Raw genomic sequence first — 18,212 nt, forward strand, 5'->3', positions numbered from 1 at the left:
ACATCACCTGGGTAATATATTAAATTTGCTTGTAGGTAAATAAATATAATATAGTGATTTTAAGACTCATGAATAGATGGGAGATTATTTAATGAAGGGAATCTTAGCTCATATCACGATTTTGTTAGTAACACAGCATATCTATGCAATGCCTTGCTCCTTTGATGAAAACAAGCAGTGTAGTTTAGTGAGAAATATTTTAACAGATAAAAATGAAGAGGGCTTAAATTATTATGCTGCTACAAATTATGATCATAGAAAATCAGGTGAAATTAATGTCTATGATTCGTCATTAGTGTCTTATTATTGTGATAAGATCAATGAGCCAGGTCAATTAAAATTATCAGCAACTAAAGTAAATAATAATTATTGGAAAGCTGGTGAAATAATGACACGCCGAGATCTTGATGCACCTCCTTATAATGCAACTGTTAATTCAACTGTCTGGGATACAAGCACTTTAACTCATGGTTATCTTGAAGTAATTGCTAAGTTACCAAGATGCGAGACCAGTGATGATGGATTATGTGAGGCAAGAACTAATCCTATTAACTATCATAGTGGGTTATGGCCTGCTATTTGGCTTTTGCCCACTAATGACAAACAATGGCCAACAAATGGTGAAATCGATATTATGGAAGCTTACCCTAAAAATACAAGCTTTGACATCATGACCGCCGCCTTACATTTTAATGGTAAAGACCCACGCTGTAATGGCGGCGATTGTAGAGGGCCAGGCTATCGGTTAGTCCGTAAGAAGGAATCAGAGCGACTGTATCATGATTTTCATAAATGGGGTTTTGAATGGGATAAAGATCCACAAAGCACCAAAGGTGGCCATATCATTACAGGTTATTTCGATAATAAAAAGATTTGGGGCCCTTTAAAAACCGATACTTTACCTGCAGATGGCCCCAATGCATTGAGCCGGGGATTTAATGATAAAGAAGGTGGCTATTACTTGATTGTTAACTTAGCCATTGGTGGCCCCTATGCTGGACCACCAAATCCACATATGAAAACGGCTAGTATGTTTGTTCAAAGTATTAAAAGCTATAAAGTAGTCACCCCTACCTTATGCAAACCTCCAGCTAACATTTCTTCTAAATATAGTAAAGATAAGAAGAGCATAACTTTAACGTGGCAAAAGCCAGAAGGAAGCCTCCCCATTACTAAGTATCAAGTTAGAAATTGGGTACAACAAACCCTTTGGGAAGGTAAAGAGTTAACCTGGACAGAAAATACTTTGCCAGGCAGATCCGGAAAATTTACTTATTACTTAAACTCTCAATGTGGGGAGAAGGTATCGGAATTGTTAAAATACGTAGTTATCATTCCTTAATTTTATATAGCCGCTAAGTAATAATAGACTTAGCGGTAAAGTAGTAAGCTAGAGATGCTATTAGTCTACTTTGATAAGGTGAAAAATTAATTGATAGTCATGCGCACCTGGCCCTATAGGCTGTTAAATGTGAGTAGAGACTAATATAATTGAAAATTATAAATACTATAGTCTTATGACTACTTGCTACTTTTATTCTCTATACTCTCTAACTTTTGATAAATAGCCTCTAAAGTATTTTCAATTTTTTGCAATTCTTTTTGTTCTGCTTTTTCTTCAATCTCATGCTGTTTTTGCATAGCATCAACAATGACTGCAATAAATAAGTTTAGTACGGAAAAGGTTGCAATCAATATGTAAGTGATAAAAAATAGCCAAGCATAGGGATAAACTTCCATCACCTTGCGAACAATATCAGGCCATCCTTCCATAGTCATAATTTGGAATAAACTAAAAAGAGAAAATTGTAAGCTGCCAAAATATTCAGGAAAATTTTGCCCAAATAATCTCGTGGCCATAACGCCAAAAACATAGAATAAAATAAGTAAAATTCCTGCAATAGAAGTAATGCCAGGTATTGCATTAATTAAGCCTTGAACAACCCGCCGGAGAGAAGGAAAGGCAGATATTAATCTTAATACTCTTAAAACGCGCGCAGCACGTAGTACAGTAAACGCTTGCCCTGCAGGTATCAGAGAGACAGAGACCACAATTAGATCAAACATGTGCCACGGGTTAGTAAAGAATTTCTTACCTAGAGCTAGCATTTCTAAACAAAGCTCTATTACAAATAAGGTTATAAAGACATTATCAAGAAAAGTAAGTAAGGGGCCATATTTTTGAGTTATTGCAGGATAGGTTTCAAGCCCTAAAACAATAGCGTTAAGAATTATCAATATAATAATAAAATTATAAAACCAACTACTGTTGACAATAACTTTTAGCTTATCCATAACTCGGCACTTGTTTTATTAAAGGTTAAAATTATTAAAGGGCGACCTTCATAGTCCCAAGTAATAAAATTTTAATTATGTAACTTATTAATAGTCTTAACAAGGCAAGTATTAATAAGTTACATAATTCATGTGATAGAGCAAGGGATCTTCTATTCCTGTTCTGTAATTTTAGCAACAGCAATTGTCTTGTTAATTTACCTATTCAGCGCTTTATTTTGTCCTATTGGTTGACGAAATTCTAAATATCAAAACATTGTTTAAATGGTAGAATAAGCCTTCTATTTATCTCATTCTCCAGTATGCGGAGAACCTGCAAATGACGTAGCGGTAGCCGGTCCTGCTATTCAACTAACCCTAGTGTTTAATATAATTAAAATCTTGCCTATTGATTCATAGAAATACGGCTCTTCAATTTGCAGCAGCACCTATTTTATAGTAAATACCGAGCGCCAAAGCTTTAGTGACTTTCACTTAATCTAAATTTTAATTTCAACCTAAAGCTCTCTCTAGCATAAACGTATTAAATAGCCTTTACTATGTTTTGATAAATCGTTCTAACCTTAATTCTATGTAGAGCAGGCTTTAGGTTATTCTTGCTGGTTAGATTGTTTAAACATGATAGGCAGCGAAAAGCAAATCATGCTAGCTAAATATTAGCTGGCATGATTTAAAGAAAAAGATAAAAATTTAGTCTAAATTAGTGTCTACTAGTGAAATCTCTAACAGCTCTTTCAGCTTCATCACGAGTATAGCCATAGTGCTTTTGTAATTTACCAAAAATTTCTTGCTGATTACCTTCAAGCTCACGGAAATCATCATCGGTTAATTTACCCCAAGCTTGTTTCATTTTCCCTTTTACTTCTTCCCAATTACCTTCAAAAATATCTTTATTCATAATATTTCCTTATTGTGGTTTAAAATTGTCTAAAATAAAGCTTTAATTAAAGGTTATAAATAATCAAAGTAAATAGTAGTTAACCTTATTTATTGATGCAAATCAAGTAATTAACTTTATTTAAATAATTGACGAATATTATCAGGTACTGCTACTGATTTATTAAGTTTATAATCAACCCAGACAATTTTACTTATACCTTGAGCCATCAAAACATCTTCCTGAAATAAGTCATGATCAATAATAAAACTGGAATGGCCAAGACTGTGGATACTGCTATTAAGCGTTAGTGTTGCTGGATAAATAACTGGTTTAAAGAAAGTACAAGCAACATGAATAACTACCGGGCCAGTTGCTTGTTGTAAGTTAAAATTTAAGCTTGCTAGCCATTCTATACGAGCTTCTTGAAAATAATCAAAATAACTGGCGTTATTAACATGGCCTAGAGCATCCATATCACCCCAAGCGATAGCAAAGGACTTTTGATAAACGGCAATCTTTGAATTATTCATGATAAGTCCATTGGATCAACGTCAATATTCCAACGTATATCTTGTGATTGTCTGGTTATTTTGATCCACTCTCGCATAGTCGTCAATGCTAAGTGTAGATGTTTACGTGAAGAGGATTTAATTAGAAGTTGCATACGAAACAGGTTTGCTTTACGTGCTAGCGGGGCAGGAGCAGGTCCTAGGATTTGCAAGGATTGTTCACTTAAATAACTTTTAATTGATTTTAAAAAATCCTCAATACGCTCATTTTGCTTATGCTGAGCTCGAATAACAGCTAAATAATGATAAGGAGGCAAAGCGGCTTGCTCGCGGCTGGTTAGTAGCATTTTTGCAAACTCCTCGTAGCCTTTTTGAATAAGTACGTTTAATAAAGGATGATGAGGTAGATGAGTTTGTATAAGGACTTGGCCAGGCTTTTCAGCGCGCCCGGCACGTCCGGCAACTTGTGTCAGTAATTGACCTAATTGCTCAATAGCACGAAAATCCTGATTATAAAATCCAAAGTCCGCATCGACCACAACAACGAGAGTAAGTTTAGGAAAATGATGCCCTTTAGCCAACATTTGGGTACCAACTAGTAATTGTGCTTGTTCATTATTAATGAGCTCAAGTCGAGCCTCAAGCTCATTTTTTTTACGTATTTCGTCTCTATCAATCCGTAGAATTTTAGTCTCCGGAAAAACAGTTGCTAGGTAATCATAAAGTCGTTGAGTGCCTGTACCAATTGGAATTAACTCCGAGTTTTCACATTGCTTACAAGTTGCTGGAATTGCTTGGCTTAGGCCACAATGGTGACAGATTAAACGATGACTGTGCCGATGTAGTGTCAAATGACTGTCACAAGCAGGGCAGTCAACCATAAAACCACAAGCATGACAAAGTAAAATAGGTGCAAAGCCACGACGATTAATAAAAACTAAAACCTGATTTCCTTGCCTTAGATGATTAGCAATTATTTGTATCGATCTTTCAGCTAAGCCATGATGGATAATTGCTGAACGTAAATCAATTAATTGATAACTAAGCGGCTGTGAAGTTAAAGCCTTATAGTTTAGCTGTAAAAGAGTATATTTTTTTTGACGACAATTATGCAGGCTTTCTAAACTTGGCGTTGCTGAGCCTAGAACAATGGGTATATTGGCTTGATAGGCACGCATAAGTGCTGTATCACGTGCTGAGTAACGTACGTTATCCATCTGTTTTAAAGAGGGATCGTGTTCTTCATCAATAATAATTAATCCTAATTTAGGCATAGGTGTAAAAATTGCCGCCCGAGTGCCAATCACTAAATGAGCAATATTATGCATTGCAGCATACCAAGATGCATATCGTTCACTTTCATTAAGATTTGAATGTAATGTAACTATTTGCTTATCTAAGCGAGCACTAAAGCGCTTCAACAGCTGCGGAGTTAAGCCAATTTCTGGCACTAAAATTAAAACTTGTTGCCCACGGGCAAGGACTTCAGCAATGACATGCAGATAAACTTCAGTCTTGCCACTGCCTGTTATGCCTTGCAAAAGAAAACAATGATAACTTTCTAAATTTTGTTTAATTGCCGATACGGCTATTGCTTGCTCATCATTAAGCACTAGAGGTTTGGTCTTTAAGCAGGGCAAATGGGGTAAAGCAAATAGTTGATCCCGACGAATAATATTTAAGTTATTAAGCTTATCTAATTGCGCTTTAGTAAAGCCAGCTCGAACTAATTCGCTTTTCGTCATCGTTTTATTTTTTGTAGCTAAAAAATCAACTAAAGCACGTTGTTTAAGCGCATTTTTTCCCAATAGACTATAAGCTTCGCTTGTTGCTTGTGTAAGCGTGAAAGCTTCTACTAAGGGTGCTTTGATAGGGCAGGCTTGACGCAGTTTCTTAGGTATGGCCAAAGGTAATACCTCAGACAGCGGGGCTTGGTAATAAGTGCTAATCCATTGACATAAAGCAAGTATCTCAGAGCTTAAAATAGGTTGTTCATCAACAACAGTATGGATGGATTTAAGGGGCCTATCTAATTTAGAGGATATTGCGATGCCAACGACAACTCCTAAACGCTCCTGCTTTCGAAAAGGCACCCAGATGCGTGTGCCAATTTTAGGAGAAGCATCAGGTGATACATAATCGAAATAATCATGATTAGTATGAGGTATACATACATGACAAATATTAATCACAAATATTTCCTTAAACGTTACTTTTAATTAGATTGCCTTACCCATTCATGACTTGCAGATTGCCCAGGGGCCGAAAAAACTTTTACAGTCACCTTTTCTATCCGATATTTAATTAATTCCTCACTATCTTTAATAAGTTCGTTAACAAACCATCTTGATAATTCTTCAACAGTAATATTGGTTAAAGGTAATAGAGTAACATCTTCTTTTAAAAACGGGATTTTCTTTTTATTAAACATAAAATAGTAATATTCTTCATCTTCACTAATAGTTAGAAAAGGCGAGTATTTAGGCATTAGAAAAGTTTGATTGAGAGAGCGACATAATTTGTGGATGCGATCTTTATAATAGCGATAATCAAAATTCATGCCATTTTCTTCAACCCAGGTTGTCAGTGCAAGATAAACACTATACATATGTCCATGCAGTGGTTCTCGTTCAGTAGCAGAGAAGATAGTTGTATGGCCTGCAGAAAATTTCATTGATTCTTTTTGTAACTCGACAGTAGTTAAATATTTAGTCATTTATAAGCTTGCTCTTTTATCTTGTAGTTGAAAACCAGTTAAAAACACATCCAAATTTTTAGTCAATCCTATTACTTTAAATAATTCACCCATTTCACTAGGTAATGTCAATTTTTTTACGGCTTGGGTTGCTTTAATACGCGCTCGTTCATCATCTATTTCAGCTAGTAAGCCTAGCAAATCATTAGCAAGTAAAAAAGCAGCTTGGTTAGTATAACCGGCAACATGTAGATTAGCAGCGCAAGCCGCTTCTGCAACTTGGGTAAAGTCAACATGAGCGGTAATGTCTTGTTCACCTATATGGACTAAAAAATTAGTATGGGCTTGATGCTTATAGTGGCACATCAATGTTCCTTGGCTCCGATCGGGGTGATAATATTCATGCCTTGGATAACCATAATCAATTAAAATGATAGCACCTTGATTAAGCATATCAGCTATTTCCTTTAGCCAACTTCCAATAAATAAATTCGCCTCTGATTGATAAGGCAAAGGTAATTCTTCTGGTAGGGCACTTTTTAAGTAGTTGCGCAAACGTAAATTTTCAGTTGGTTTAAAGATCTCAATTAGTTCATTCTGCTCATTTATAGTAATAAAACTTTCTAAGAGATTCTCTTTAGTTTGTAAAAAACGGTGCACAGACATAGCATCTAATACTTCATTGGCTATAACAATACCGTTAAAGGGTTCTGTTGGCCATCGATTAAACCACGTTACTAAATGAGCTAGATGACTCAACTCTTGCTTAATTAAATTACTTTGCTTGGTTTGTAGAAAGCCACTAACTTCTAAAATGTAATAAGCAGAGGGTAGACAATCTAATTGCTCCAACCGTTTTAGTATATCAACACATAAACGGCCTGAGCCGGCACCAAATTCAAAAATAATAGGATTAGTTAATAAAGGAATAAGTTGCTTGCATTGATTAGCAAGTGTTTGGCCAAATAAAGGCGTTAACTCAGGCGCCGTGATAAAATCACCTTCAATACCGAATTTAGGCAAACCAGCGCTGTAATAGCCAGTCTGAGGATGATATAAAGCAAGTTGCATAAATTCAGCAAAGGGAATTTCTTGATGCTGTTGTAAATACTTATACAATAAGCTTAATGAATTCATTGTTAATCTGCCTAGTTAAAACGGGGAAACATACCTTGATTTATAATAACAAACAAGTCAATGAGGTTGCATTAGTGACAGGCGCTGCTCGACGTATTGGTGCAGCGATTGCCCAGCACCTACATCAAGAAGGGTTCCAGGTTGCTATTCATTGCCATCATTCCCTAAATGAAGCACAATTATTAGCTGGTTTTTTAAATAAGATAAGAGCAGAAAGTGCCTTTGTTTTTCAGGCTAATTTAAATCAGCCTAATGAATGTAGGGATTTAATTAATCAAGTATTGCAATGGGGCGGTAAATTAAATGTACTCGTTAATAACGCTTCTACCTTTAAACGAACAACTATTAATGAAGTTAATTTAGAGGATTGGCAGGAACTCTTTGCCGTTAATGTGCAAGCCCCATTTTTATTAAGTCTTGCAGCTTATCCTCACTTATCTGTACAGCAAGGTGCAATTATTAATATTACCGATATTCATGCCGACAAGCCTTTACGTGAATATGCCGTTTATTGTCAGACCAAAGCGGCACTTGCTATGCAAACTAAAACTTTAGCGAAAGAATTTGCCCCAAATGTTCGCGTTAATGCTATTGCGCCTGGTGCAATTGTATGGCCTGAAAAGGAAAATGCCTTAGACCATAAAGTACAAGAATATATTATTGCTAGTACTTTGTTAAAACGACACGGGGATCCTCGCTTTATTGCACAAGCGGTTATCTCCTTAATTAATAATCCTTTCATTACCGGGCAAATATTAAATGTTGATGGCGGCAGAAGCATTAGTTAACGTGAGCTCGACATAAAAGGGACGAAGTCTCTTTTATATCGCTAATCGAACGTTACCCCGTAAAATGCGCAGCATTTACGCGGGATCTATGGTTATTAAGCTCATATTCTAGTTATTTTTAATTAAAAATTGTTCGATTTCTCTTAAAGTGGTTAATTGATAGAAGGTAGATAGTCGCTCTGCAGGCAATTGATGCCTAAAATAATAACGTACGAGTGAGCGGCTTTGTAAAACGGCTTTATATTCAGTTTCAAGTTCAGCTAAATCATTTAAATGAAGCATAAATAAATCTTTTAACTGATTTTTATCTAATTTGATAGAAATATCGTTTATGATTTCCTGAAATAACCAGGGTTTTCCAGAACCTGCCCGAGAAATCATAAAGGCATCACCTTCCGTTGTTTTAAGTGCCTTTAATATCGTTTGTCTATCTTTTAGATCGCCATTAACAATGAGAGGTATATTGGTTGCTTTTTTAATTAAACTAATTCGATTTAAATCACTGGGCGTATCATAAGTGTCATGCCATCTACGGCCATGAATAATGATCGCGTCTGCACCTGCATTGGCAATCCTTTTTACTAATTCAATGTCTTGTTTGGCGCTTTCTTGCAGGCGAATTTTGACCGTTAGGGGTATGTGGATTGCTAAACGTATGGCAGTTACAATCTTAATTAACTGCTCAGGATGGTCCAGTAAAGCACTACCAGCACCTTTTTTGCGAATTTTTGTTTTGGGGCAGCCACAATTAATATCGATAAGATTGGCACCTAGTGATACAAGTTTTTGGGCGGCAGCGGCCATTATACTGGGCTCATTTCCAGCAATTTGATAACACAGAGCCGTTTCTTCTTTTGCGCGAAAAAGATAACGATCCTGCGTTTTATGTTTATGGAGAATGTCATAAGCTGAGAGCATTTCTGAAACACAGTAAGCAGGTGCGAAAAAAACAGAAAATAATTTTCTAAAAGGTGCACAGCTGTAGCCTGCTAAGGGTCCTTGAATTAGACGATTAGCTAAGGTAAAAGAACGTAAAGTAAGGGGCGTATTTAGAAAGTCATTCATAGAATTCTTATTTTCGCATAATTTAGACGAAAAGTAATTTAAAACTGTGGGAGAATAGCTAAAACTACTTATATACTTTATGATGTAATTAACAAAAATTGAGTAGTTTAAATAATGGAAAAACGCTATTACTCTCCAATTGAATTGATAAAAATTGCGACGCAGCATGCTAATTGCGCCGACACCTTATTAAATAATAGGTTAGAAATACAGCTGCCTGATTTAGAGGAACATCAGGATTGTTTATTAGCTATTGTATCATTAATGTATATTGCTTTTGATCTAACTTTAAAAGCTTACTTAATTCATGATCATCGGCCAGTAAAGCAGTTTAAAAATTTGTTAGAGTTGCTCGAGCTAAACCGTGATCTTGTCTTTTCTTCCCAAGAGCAACAATTACTTAGGTGCTTATCTAGGCAGTATGCTTTCCGTAAGGGTATTGATTATGAGCTTTGGAAAGATAGACAACAATTTTTAATTTTTTGTCATCAAATTGTTGCTTTATATGAAAGATTACAAGCAATGATGCCACTTGAATTACAAGAAGATTATCAGTAATTATTTATCACCAGGTTATTAGTAACGCTAGCTTTATAATAGGCCTCTCCAAACTGCCACTGACGGTTTGGAAAGAGGTCTAATATAAACAGTGTTTTAACGTTTAGCTTTATTTTCATTTTTAATAAACCTGGTAATTATTTTTGCCAGCTCTACATAGCCTTCGTAATTAGGATGTAATTTATCTGGGAAGTATCTTTGCCAATCTTTTAAAGCATAAAAAGCGCCGCCTACATCAATGATCTTACAACTCGGGCAGATAGAATTTGTTTGGAGAAGTAACTTATTAACCGCTTGATTTCGCTCAAAATAAGCATCAGCGCGAGGAAGAAGGGTACTTATATAAATAGTTGCTTTATTATTTTTAGCATAAAGTTGGTTAGCAATTTGGACGATATTATTTACAGTATCTTGATGTAAGGTACGGTCATTCGTGCCAATGAGTAAAAAATAAGCATCTGTTACAGGTATTTTATTGATACGTGCTAATACTGCTTGCGTTGTATCGCCACCTTCACCATCGTGTCCAAATCCAAACGGATCTACATGACTACCTTCAAAATCGTAAGGCAAGCCTTGATCTCTAAGTAGGCAGCGTAAAAATTGGCCATGTCCTCCCCAAGTAATACTATCACCTATCGTATCAAATGTTTGTTTAAATTGCGGCTTATGTGTTGTTTCATAGGTTGAAAGCTCATAAGTACCTTTAGGCGGGAGATCTTTAGTAGCCCAGGTTACAAGATAAAGAGCATTACCTGAAGTTAAAGGCGTTAGGCCTGTAATACGAAAAAACCAGGTTTTCTTATCTTTAGATAAGCCATACAGGTCATCTAAACTTGTGAAAATGTTAGGTTTTAATTGTATCAAAATAGAATGGGGATTAACTGCTGTTAAACTAATTGCTCCTAACTTAGACTTAAGCTTAATGGGCTGATCAATAAGGAGCTGGCAGGAGGAAGCTGCGTGTAAATTAGTGGTCAATAGCAAATGGTTTATAGCTAAGGAAAAAATTAAACTTAATTTAACAAATAATGAGCGAATTGATAAGTGGATTAATTTCATTTTTTCCTCCAGTTTTAACTTAATTTATGTCCATAATTAGCAGATTATTATTGCTACTAGAATTGGCTTTTGGTTATAATTTCTACAAGTAATCCGTGACTTTGCAATAAAGCTTCTTGGTTATTCGACTTGGCATCTATTAAATTTCAAGATACGATTATCTTTTTTTGCACATGGTAAAAGATATGGAGCAATTAGACCTTAGCAAGATAGAGATGATACAACAGCAAATTTTGCAATTAAATAACTATCTTAATCAACGTATACTCGGACAAAGAGAGCTAGTTTCACGCTTGTTAATTGCTTTACTTGCAGATGGGCATTTACTCGTTGAGGGCGCTCCGGGGCTAGCTAAGACACGAGCTGTAAAAGAATTGTCTGCTGTAGTTGAGGGAAAGTTTCATCGTATTCAGTTCACCCCTGATTTATTACCTGGTGACTTAACAGGTACAGATGTTTTTCACCCTCAAGACGGCTCTTTTGTATTTCAACCCGGGCCTATTTTTCACCATCTTCTATTAGCTGATGAAATTAATCGTGCGCCTGCAAAAGTACAGGCCGCATTATTAGAGGCCATGGCTGAACGACAAGTTACCATTGGAGGTAAAACTTATCCACTGCCTGAGCTGTTTCTAGTTATGGCAACACAAAATCCTATTGAGCAAGAAGGAACTTATCCTTTACCGGAAGCACAACTGGATCGTTTTTTAATGTATGTAAAAATTGATTACCCTGATGCTTCGGTAGAGCATGATATTTTGAAACTAGCACGCCGAGAAGCATCTGGTACCTATAATAGGCAAAAAAATTCAGATTTTAATATACAACCGCTTGATCAACGTACCCTTTTTGTAGCACGTCAGCAAGTTTTAAACGTGCATATGAGTGAACCACTAGAAAATTATTTAGTCCAGCTTGTTGTTGCAACACGTAACCCTAGTGTTTATAGCAGCGATTTAGGGCGGTGGCTACGCTTTGGTGCAAGCCCGCGTGCGACAATAGCGCTTGATCGGTGCTCTAAAGCACATGCTTGGCTTTCTGGCAGAGATTTTGTTACACCTGATGATATTCATACTATCGCTCATGATGTCTTAAGACATCGAATTTTATTAAGCTATGAGGCAGAAGCTGAAGGTATTAATAGTGATAACTTTATTGATTCATTATTACGTTTAGTAGCAATTCCTTAGGAAAAGTATGACTTACGGTCTTATTACAGAACTTGATGAATTAATCGCTCTAAGACGCTTAGTTAATCGTAAGCGTGCGCATATGGATGCTAGAGCAGTAAGAACTGGTAATCATCTCTCTTGCATTCGTGGGCGAGGCATGGACTTTGCTGAAGTTAGGAATTATCAAGCTGGCGATGAAATACGTCACATGGAGTGGCGTGTAACTGCTCGTACAGGAAGACCACATATTAAAGTTTATCAAGAAGAAAGAGAAAGACCTGTTATATTGCTTGTTGATTTTAATCCTTCTATGTATTTTGGAACGCGACATGCTTTTAAATCGGTTGTTGCTGCGCGATTAGCTGCCTTAATTGCTTGGGCTGCAGTAAGTCAAGGAGACAGAGTAGGGGCTCTTTTATTCTCACCGCGAGAGCATAATGAATTTATGCCAAGGTCCCGTGAAGCAGGCGTACTACCCTTACTAGCGGCTCTTAACCACTATACAAAACAGTTTCGCCAAGTACAAAATGAAAGTAAAACAGTCCCTTTAAACCAAATTATAAGTAAATTACATCATGTAGTTAGGCCGGGAAGCCTTATCGTTTTAATCAGTGACTTTTATGAATTAGATGAGAAATGCGAGCCGCATCTTAGTCGTTTAAAAATTAATAATGATTTATTAACCTATCACATTTGTGATCCTCTAGAACTTTCCCCACCAAAACCGGCTTTATATGCTATTACGGATGGTAAACAAGAATTGTTATTAGATACTACGTATCCAAAATTAACTGAAGATTATAAAGCTTGGTGCGACAAACAACAGTTTAAAATTCAAACCAGTTTAAAACGATTACAAATTCCCTATTCTCAAGTAACAGCCGAAACAGATCTATCGCAATTAGTTAATCAAACTTTTCCGCGGAGGCAACGTGTCTGACCCACAAGTATTAGCTAAATTGCATGATATTCACTTGCCTAGCTCAATAGGGTGGTGGCCTTTGGCGCCAGGTTGGTATATTTTAACTGTCTTGATTTTGCTCATTATAAGTCTATTAGTTACAATAGCGTACCGGCAGCGCCAGTATGCACGAGCTAAACGGCAGGCCTGTCAATTATTAGATAACTATGAGCAAGAATATTTAAGAAATGGTGATGTTTCTGCTACTTGCGCGAAAATTTCTGAATTATTAAGACGAGTTGCTTTGGTTTATTTCCCGCGGCAAGACGTAGCTAGCCTGCAAGGTGAAGACTGGATTAATTTCTTAAATAAGACGTCTAAAAATATTAATTTTAATGCTGTTCGCGAGTGCTTATTAATTTTACCCTATCAGAGCCGAAGCCAGAAAGTTAATTTAAAACCCTTATTTAGCCGCGCCTATGCTTGGATTAAACAGCGAGGTATTCCATGTTCGAATTAGCAGCTCCGTGGTTTTTGCTACTTATTATACCGCCATTTCTTATTTGGTTTTTTCTGCCACCTGCTACTTTAATCCTGCCAGCTGCATTGAAACTGCCTTTTTATAAAGCTTTGCAGTCCATTATTGATAAGGAGAAATTAACTTTAGCTCGTTCAAATCGAATTAGCTTATTTTTTATTATTTGGACCTTAATTGTATTGGCGGCAGCAGGACCACGTTGGGTCGGGGAGCCCATTCCTTTGTCTCAAGAAGGGCGAAATATCATGATGGTCCTGGACTTATCAGGTAGCATGGAGCTCAATGATATGCTGCTTAATGGACAGCCTGTTAGCCGTTTGACTGTAGTAAAACGGGCTGCTGAGGAATTTGTGCGGGCTCGCGTAGGTGATCGAATTGGTCTTATTTTATTTGGTAGTCAAGCGTACTTACAAACACCTTTAACTTTTGATAGACACAGTGTACTAATGCGGCTTGATGATGCAACCGTTGGCTTAGCAGGTAAAACAACCTCTATTGGTGATGCGTTAGGTTTGGCTGTAAAACGATTACAAGATGTTTCGCCAGCAAGCCGAGTCATTATTTTATTAACGGATGGCGCAAATAACTCTGGTGTATTAAATCCGTTAAAGGCAGCTGAATTAGCAAAACAGGATAAGATAAAAGTTTATACCATTGGGCTAGGTTCTGAAGCCGAATTGCAAGTACCCAATGATCCTTTCTTTAGCTTTAATGCAGGTGCTGATTTAGATGAAAATACCTTACAAGAGATTGCCAAGCTTACAGGCGGTCTTTATTTTCGCGCAACAGATACTCAAACCTTGCAGGAAATTTATAACAAGATAAATAAATTGGAAACAACATCACAAGAGCAAGCGACAGCGCGACCAAAAAAAGAGTATTATCCCTGGCCTTTAGGTATTGCACTCGTGTTATTTTTCTATTGGTTAAGTGAGAAAGCTGGTTTAATCAAGCAATTTCGGTTGCCTTGGAATCGTCATACAATGAATGAGGTTATAGAATGATAGCTGATTTTCATTTTTTACGACCGTGGTGGTTAATTGCTTTACTCCCTTTAATCTTATTAATCTGGCAATTAACACGCCAAAATCCACGCTTGGAATCCTGGAGTGCTATTTGCGATAGACATCTACTTGAGCAATTAATTCAGTCTAAAGAAGTAGGCAAACGATATAGCAGCCTTTTACTTTTGTTAGGTACAGGAATTTTTCTAATAATTAGCTTGGCTGGACCTAGTTGGGTTCGTTTACCTGTTCCTACCTTTCAGGCAATACAACCACGAGTTATCATTTTAGATATGTCTGAAAGTATGTTAAATACAGATCTGACGCCTGATAGATTAACTAGAGCTAAATTTAAATTACATGATTTATTTAATCAAACAGATACTGGTCAATTGGGATTAGTTGTTTTTACCAGCCAGCCGTTTGTCGTTTCACCTTTAACTGAAGATGCTAAAACAATTGATGCACTTTTACCTTCTCTTACGCCTGACATAATGCCTATTGGCGGGCAACAATTAAATGATGCTCTTAAAGAAAGTGCTCGATTAATTAAGCAAGCCGGTTTTACTGAAGGTCAACTACTAGTATTAACGGGGACCCCACCTGATACCCAAGCGAGTGATGTTGCTAAAAAGCTAGCTGACCAAGGCATTACAACATCTATCATGCCCATTGTTGCTAATGAATCCCTATCGCCTTTATTTAAGTCATTTGCTAGGGCAGGACGCGGTATAATTTTATCATTAAATGATACACCAAGAGATTTAGAACAATGGTTAGCTACAGCCAACAAAAACCAGCAATTTACTCAAAATGAATACAAAGATACCCCTGTTTGGCGTGATGAAGGGCGCTGGTTCTTGCTACCTGCTCTTCTTTTACTATTACCTTTGTTTCGACGTGGTTGGCTACAGAGGATTGATTCATGATAAGGTTATTTAAGCTTTTACTACTTTTAATAGCATGTAATAGTTATGCTTTTACTTGGCAAGATCTTTGGTTAACAAAAGACCAACAGGGTGAGCGATTAATGCAGAAAGGTCAGTTTAAAAAAGCACAAACAACCTTTAATAAGCCTGCTTGGCGTGCTAGTGCTGCCTATCGTGCCGGCGACTATCAAAAAGCTGCGCAGACTTTTGGCACTTTGCAAACTGAGCAAGGCTATTATAATCAAGGTAATGCTTTAGCACATCTAGGTAAGTATGAAGAAGCAATAAAAGCCTATAATCAAGCATTAACATTAAATCCAGCTAATAAAGATGCCTTATATAATCGCCGCCTACTAGAAGACTTATTAAAAAAACAAAAAGAAAAACAAGCAAATTCTCAGCAAAATAAACAACAACAAACAAATAATCAACAACAAGATAAAAATCGGCAAGATAAACAAGGGCAACAAAATAAACAGCAGGATAAGCAAAGTCAGAATAGTGCAGCTAACCAGAATAAAGATAAACAGAGCCAGCAACAGAATAATAATCAACAGCCTCAATCCGAGCAAAGCTTGAATTCCCAGGAAAAACAAAATCAACTGGATAAGCAGTCAGATAGTCAAACATCTGAAAATAAGCAAAATAACAATAATAAAAACCAGCCTGCTAACCAAGATAAGCAGGAACCCGCTAAGCAAAATAAGCAAGAGCCTAAAGAGCAAGCAATGCAGGCATCAAAGACTATGCAGTCTCCTCAAGAGCAGGAGAAGGAGCAAGCAAAAGAGCAATGGCTACGCTTAATTCCAGATGATCCAGGTGGATTGCTAAGAGAAAAATTTCTTCGAGATTATATTCGTAGACAACATGGGTGGTATCAATGAAAAGACTAATTTTTGCGGTCATTATCGTAATTTATAGTAGCATTATACACGCCGAATTAACGTTGCAAGTCGATGCAACGAAAGTAAAAAAGGGCGAAACATTTCGCCTTACCATTACCAATGATAAGATGCCTACAGGTGTGCCTGACTTAACGCCTTTGCAGACCGATTTCACTATTGTAGGTACAGAAAGAAGTACTAACTACAGTATTATTAACGGGACAGCCACCTCTAGTAATCAATGGACAGTTTTGTTATTACCTAAAAAAACTGGCGTCTTATCCATCCCTGCTATTCGTGTTGGGCAAGAGTATACACAGGCTAAAACAATTGAAGTTGTCAATGATCAAAGCAGCACCAATCCAACTACCGTAGATAAACAGCAAGATGTTATATTAACCGCTGAACTCAGTAATAAACATCCTTATGTTAATGAACAAGTTATTTATACAGTCAAATTGTATAATAGCCGACGCTTGCTAGACGTTAATTATCAAGGTCCACAAATGGATGATGCTTTGTTAATTCCTCTAGGCGACGGGCGACGTTATCAGGCAGCTGAAAATGGTCGAATCTATTCTGTAGAAGAACAACAATATGCTATTTTTCCACAGAAAAGTGGTGAATTAAATATTGCCCCCCCTTCTTTTAATGCCTTGATTTACGACGCTATTCCAGAGCCTATTCATGTTCAAGCTTCTGCTAGTAAATTACAAGTAAAACCCATACCTGCAAGTTTTCAAGGAAAAAATTGGCTACCTGCCAAACAAATTAACTTAACCGAGAAATATGATCAAACTACAAATTCCTTACAACAAGGAAATACATTAAGACGTACTATTACATTACAAGCAGTAGGCACGCCAGCACAGTTACTTCCCAGTTTAACATTTAATAATACGGATCAATTTAGTGTTTATCCTGAAAGGCCTATCGAGAAAAATAGATTCCACCAATTTGAACTTATCGGGACAGCGACTATTAATATTACCTACTTGTTAAATAAACCTGGCAAGATTACTATTCCGGCCGTGCAATTACCCTGGTTTAATATTGTTACTAATAAAACCGAAATAGCTACTTTACCTGAATTAACGTTAAATGTTGTTGCTAACACTACTAATTCTACTAATGCTAGCACTACTACAGCCACAGCAGTACCTATGCAGCAGTCTCCAACTACAACACCTAAAATAGATAATGAGACAGAGGTAAATAACAGCCAGCTTATAAATGACTTAAGTAGTGAGAGCACTAATAATTTGCCCTGGTGGCTAGCAGGAGGTTTTGCTATAGCATGGCTATTAACTTTATTATTATGGTGGGCGCGAAATCGACCAGGGACGGCTAGTCATATAAGTAAAAGAAAGGTATTCGCTCAGTTAAAACAAGCCTGTTTAACCAATCAGCCAGAACTTGCACGAGTTTCTTTACTTAACTGGGCTCGTTGGCAGTGGCCTGACTTAGAATTTTTGAATTTAGATGATATAAATAAAATTGTCAGTGATATGGCTCTGAAAAGAGAGATTAATGAGTTGTCAAGGGCAATCTATCATCCTGGCCAATATAATTGGAGAGGTGAAAAATTGTGGCAATTAGTTGCTAACTATAAGCGGGATCCAATGAGCAGAGCAAATAAAGATAGACCATTAAAACCGCTAAATCCTCTTTAAATAAATTAAAGATATTAAAATATACTAACTCTATTATTAAAATGCTTGCAAAATATGCTTCACCTATTAAGCTTTATATCGTGTTGCAAGCTCACTCGATTTTAGCCCTGTATCCCCTTTAT

General features: G+C 36.7%; 18 protein-coding genes. 10 read left to right on the forward strand and 8 right to left on the reverse strand.

The features are described 5' to 3' along the window. Nucleotides 1–91: 91 nt before the first annotated feature. Entirely contained in the window at nt 92–1,342 is a 1,251-nt protein-coding gene (locus tag ACQUW5_RS09180) for a glycoside hydrolase family 16 protein (protein ID WP_444990937.1), read from the forward strand. A 179-nt stretch (nt 1,343–1,521) separates the two neighbouring features. Here the strand turns inward: ACQUW5_RS09180 and ACQUW5_RS09185 are convergent, their stop codons facing one another. From ACQUW5_RS09185 to ACQUW5_RS09210, 6 genes are all read right to left on the reverse strand, one after another. After that, nucleotides 1,522–2,295 carry an ion transporter gene (locus tag ACQUW5_RS09185; protein ID WP_444990938.1) on the reverse strand — a complete coding sequence of 258 codons (774 nt, stop codon included), beginning with the start codon at nt 2,293–2,295 and terminating at the stop codon, nt 1,522–1,524. Between the two features lie 700 nt (nt 2,296–2,995). Further along, nucleotides 2,996–3,193, reverse strand: coding sequence for a CsbD family protein (locus tag ACQUW5_RS09190; RefSeq protein ID WP_444990940.1), 198 nt, complete (start codon nt 3,191–3,193; stop codon nt 2,996–2,998). 116 nt (nt 3,194–3,309) lie between these two features. Beyond that, a complete protein-coding gene (locus ACQUW5_RS09195) occupies nt 3,310–3,705 on the reverse strand; it encodes an acyl-CoA thioesterase (protein ID WP_444990941.1) in 396 nt (131 codons plus the stop codon). Next, nucleotides 3,702–5,876, reverse strand: a complete 2,175-nt coding sequence (locus ACQUW5_RS09200; RefSeq protein ID WP_444990942.1) for a primosomal protein N' — start codon at nt 5,874–5,876, stop codon at nt 3,702–3,704. The genes ACQUW5_RS09195 and ACQUW5_RS09200 overlap by 4 nt, the downstream gene beginning before the upstream one ends. A 23-nt stretch (nt 5,877–5,899) precedes the next feature. Further along, nucleotides 5,900–6,400 (reverse strand): 6-pyruvoyl trahydropterin synthase family protein, encoded by a 501-nt coding sequence (locus tag ACQUW5_RS09205; protein WP_444990943.1) that lies wholly within the window; start codon nt 6,398–6,400, stop codon nt 5,900–5,902. After that, nucleotides 6,401–7,516, reverse strand: coding sequence for a class I SAM-dependent methyltransferase (locus tag ACQUW5_RS09210; protein WP_444990944.1), 1,116 nt, complete (start codon nt 7,514–7,516; stop codon nt 6,401–6,403). Nucleotides 7,517–7,551: 35 nt separating this feature from the next. Between ACQUW5_RS09210 and ACQUW5_RS09215 the strand changes: the two genes are divergently transcribed. Beyond that, nucleotides 7,552–8,304 (forward strand): pteridine reductase, encoded by a 753-nt coding sequence (locus tag ACQUW5_RS09215; RefSeq protein ID WP_444990945.1) that lies wholly within the window; start codon nt 7,552–7,554, stop codon nt 8,302–8,304. Nucleotides 8,305–8,412: 108 nt separating this feature from the next. Here the strand turns inward: ACQUW5_RS09215 and ACQUW5_RS09220 are convergent, their stop codons facing one another. Continuing rightward, a complete protein-coding gene (locus ACQUW5_RS09220; RefSeq protein ID WP_444990946.1) occupies nt 8,413–9,369 on the reverse strand; it encodes a tRNA dihydrouridine synthase in 957 nt (318 codons plus the stop codon). A 114-nt stretch (nt 9,370–9,483) separates the two neighbouring features. Between ACQUW5_RS09220 and ACQUW5_RS09225 the strand changes: the two genes are divergently transcribed. Continuing rightward, the gene (locus ACQUW5_RS09225) at nt 9,484–9,927 is read left to right on the forward strand and encodes a hypothetical protein (protein ID WP_444990947.1); all 444 of its coding nucleotides are present in this window, start codon (nt 9,484–9,486) and stop codon (nt 9,925–9,927) included. A 96-nt stretch (nt 9,928–10,023) separates the two neighbouring features. On the opposite strand, the gene ACQUW5_RS09230 is transcribed toward ACQUW5_RS09225, so the two are convergent. Continuing rightward, the gene (locus ACQUW5_RS09230) at nt 10,024–10,989 is read right to left on the reverse strand and encodes an SGNH/GDSL hydrolase family protein (protein ID WP_444990948.1); all 966 of its coding nucleotides are present in this window, start codon (nt 10,987–10,989) and stop codon (nt 10,024–10,026) included. Between the two features lie 185 nt (nt 10,990–11,174). Between ACQUW5_RS09230 and ACQUW5_RS09235 the strand changes: the two genes are divergently transcribed. Genes ACQUW5_RS09235 through ACQUW5_RS09265 form a run of 7 tightly spaced genes read left to right on the forward strand, consistent with a single transcriptional unit; the run spans nt 11,175 to nt 18,090 of the window. Further along, complete coding sequence (locus ACQUW5_RS09235) at nt 11,175–12,179, forward strand: AAA family ATPase (RefSeq protein ID WP_444990949.1); 1,005 nt, start codon at nt 11,175–11,177, stop codon at nt 12,177–12,179. Nucleotides 12,180–12,186: 7 nt separating this feature from the next. After that, nucleotides 12,187–13,101, forward strand: coding sequence for a DUF58 domain-containing protein (locus tag ACQUW5_RS09240; RefSeq protein WP_444990950.1), 915 nt, complete (start codon nt 12,187–12,189; stop codon nt 13,099–13,101). After that, a complete protein-coding gene (locus tag ACQUW5_RS09245; protein WP_444990951.1) occupies nt 13,094–13,582 on the forward strand; it encodes a DUF4381 domain-containing protein in 489 nt (162 codons plus the stop codon). The genes ACQUW5_RS09240 and ACQUW5_RS09245 overlap by 8 nt, the downstream gene beginning before the upstream one ends. Beyond that, nucleotides 13,570–14,604 (forward strand): vWA domain-containing protein, encoded by a 1,035-nt coding sequence (locus ACQUW5_RS09250; protein ID WP_444990952.1) that lies wholly within the window; start codon nt 13,570–13,572, stop codon nt 14,602–14,604. Before ACQUW5_RS09245 ends, ACQUW5_RS09250 begins: the two co-directional genes overlap by 13 nt. Further along, on the forward strand, nt 14,601–15,533 hold the full coding sequence (locus tag ACQUW5_RS09255) for a vWA domain-containing protein (RefSeq protein WP_444990953.1): 933 nt from the start codon (nt 14,601–14,603) through the stop codon (nt 15,531–15,533). The genes ACQUW5_RS09250 and ACQUW5_RS09255 overlap by 4 nt, the downstream gene beginning before the upstream one ends. Next, complete coding sequence (locus tag ACQUW5_RS09260; RefSeq protein WP_444990954.1) at nt 15,530–16,417, forward strand: tetratricopeptide repeat protein; 888 nt, start codon at nt 15,530–15,532, stop codon at nt 16,415–16,417. The genes ACQUW5_RS09255 and ACQUW5_RS09260 overlap by 4 nt, the downstream gene beginning before the upstream one ends. Further along, the gene (locus tag ACQUW5_RS09265; RefSeq protein ID WP_444990955.1) at nt 16,414–18,090 is read left to right on the forward strand and encodes a BatD family protein; all 1,677 of its coding nucleotides are present in this window, start codon (nt 16,414–16,416) and stop codon (nt 18,088–18,090) included. The genes ACQUW5_RS09260 and ACQUW5_RS09265 overlap by 4 nt, the downstream gene beginning before the upstream one ends. Nucleotides 18,091–18,212 lie beyond the last annotated feature (122 nt).

It is taken from the genome of Legionella pelazae (genome assembly GCF_052527395.1).

Bases quoted from the DNA above. Each gene is read 5' to 3' on its own strand.
- ACQUW5_RS09180 (WP_444990937.1), top strand. From the start codon at position 92: ATGAAGGGAATCTTAGCTCATATCACGATTTTGTTAGTAACACAGCAT.
- ACQUW5_RS09265 (WP_444990955.1), top strand. From the start codon at position 16,414: ATGAAAAGACTAATTTTTGCGGTCATTATCGTAATTTATAGTAGCATT.
- ACQUW5_RS09235 (WP_444990949.1), top strand. From the start codon at position 11,175: ATGGAGCAATTAGACCTTAGCAAGATAGAGATGATACAACAGCAAATT.
- ACQUW5_RS09190 (WP_444990940.1), bottom strand. From the start codon at position 3,193: ATGAATAAAGATATTTTTGAAGGTAATTGGGAAGAAGTAAAAGGGAAA.
- ACQUW5_RS09240 (WP_444990950.1), top strand. From the start codon at position 12,187: ATGACTTACGGTCTTATTACAGAACTTGATGAATTAATCGCTCTAAGA.
- ACQUW5_RS09210 (WP_444990944.1), bottom strand. From the start codon at position 7,516: ATGAATTCATTAAGCTTATTGTATAAGTATTTACAACAGCATCAAGAA.
- ACQUW5_RS09255 (WP_444990953.1), top strand. From the start codon at position 14,601: ATGATAGCTGATTTTCATTTTTTACGACCGTGGTGGTTAATTGCTTTA.
- ACQUW5_RS09250 (WP_444990952.1), top strand. From the start codon at position 13,570: ATGTTCGAATTAGCAGCTCCGTGGTTTTTGCTACTTATTATACCGCCA.
- ACQUW5_RS09205 (WP_444990943.1), bottom strand. From the start codon at position 6,400: ATGACTAAATATTTAACTACTGTCGAGTTACAAAAAGAATCAATGAAA.
- ACQUW5_RS09185 (WP_444990938.1), bottom strand. From the start codon at position 2,295: ATGGATAAGCTAAAAGTTATTGTCAACAGTAGTTGGTTTTATAATTTT.
- ACQUW5_RS09260 (WP_444990954.1), top strand. From the start codon at position 15,530: ATGATAAGGTTATTTAAGCTTTTACTACTTTTAATAGCATGTAATAGT.
- ACQUW5_RS09220 (WP_444990946.1), bottom strand. From the start codon at position 9,369: ATGAATGACTTTCTAAATACGCCCCTTACTTTACGTTCTTTTACCTTA.
- ACQUW5_RS09225 (WP_444990947.1), top strand. From the start codon at position 9,484: ATGGAAAAACGCTATTACTCTCCAATTGAATTGATAAAAATTGCGACG.
- ACQUW5_RS09230 (WP_444990948.1), bottom strand. From the start codon at position 10,989: ATGAAATTAATCCACTTATCAATTCGCTCATTATTTGTTAAATTAAGT.
- ACQUW5_RS09195 (WP_444990941.1), bottom strand. From the start codon at position 3,705: ATGAATAATTCAAAGATTGCCGTTTATCAAAAGTCCTTTGCTATCGCT.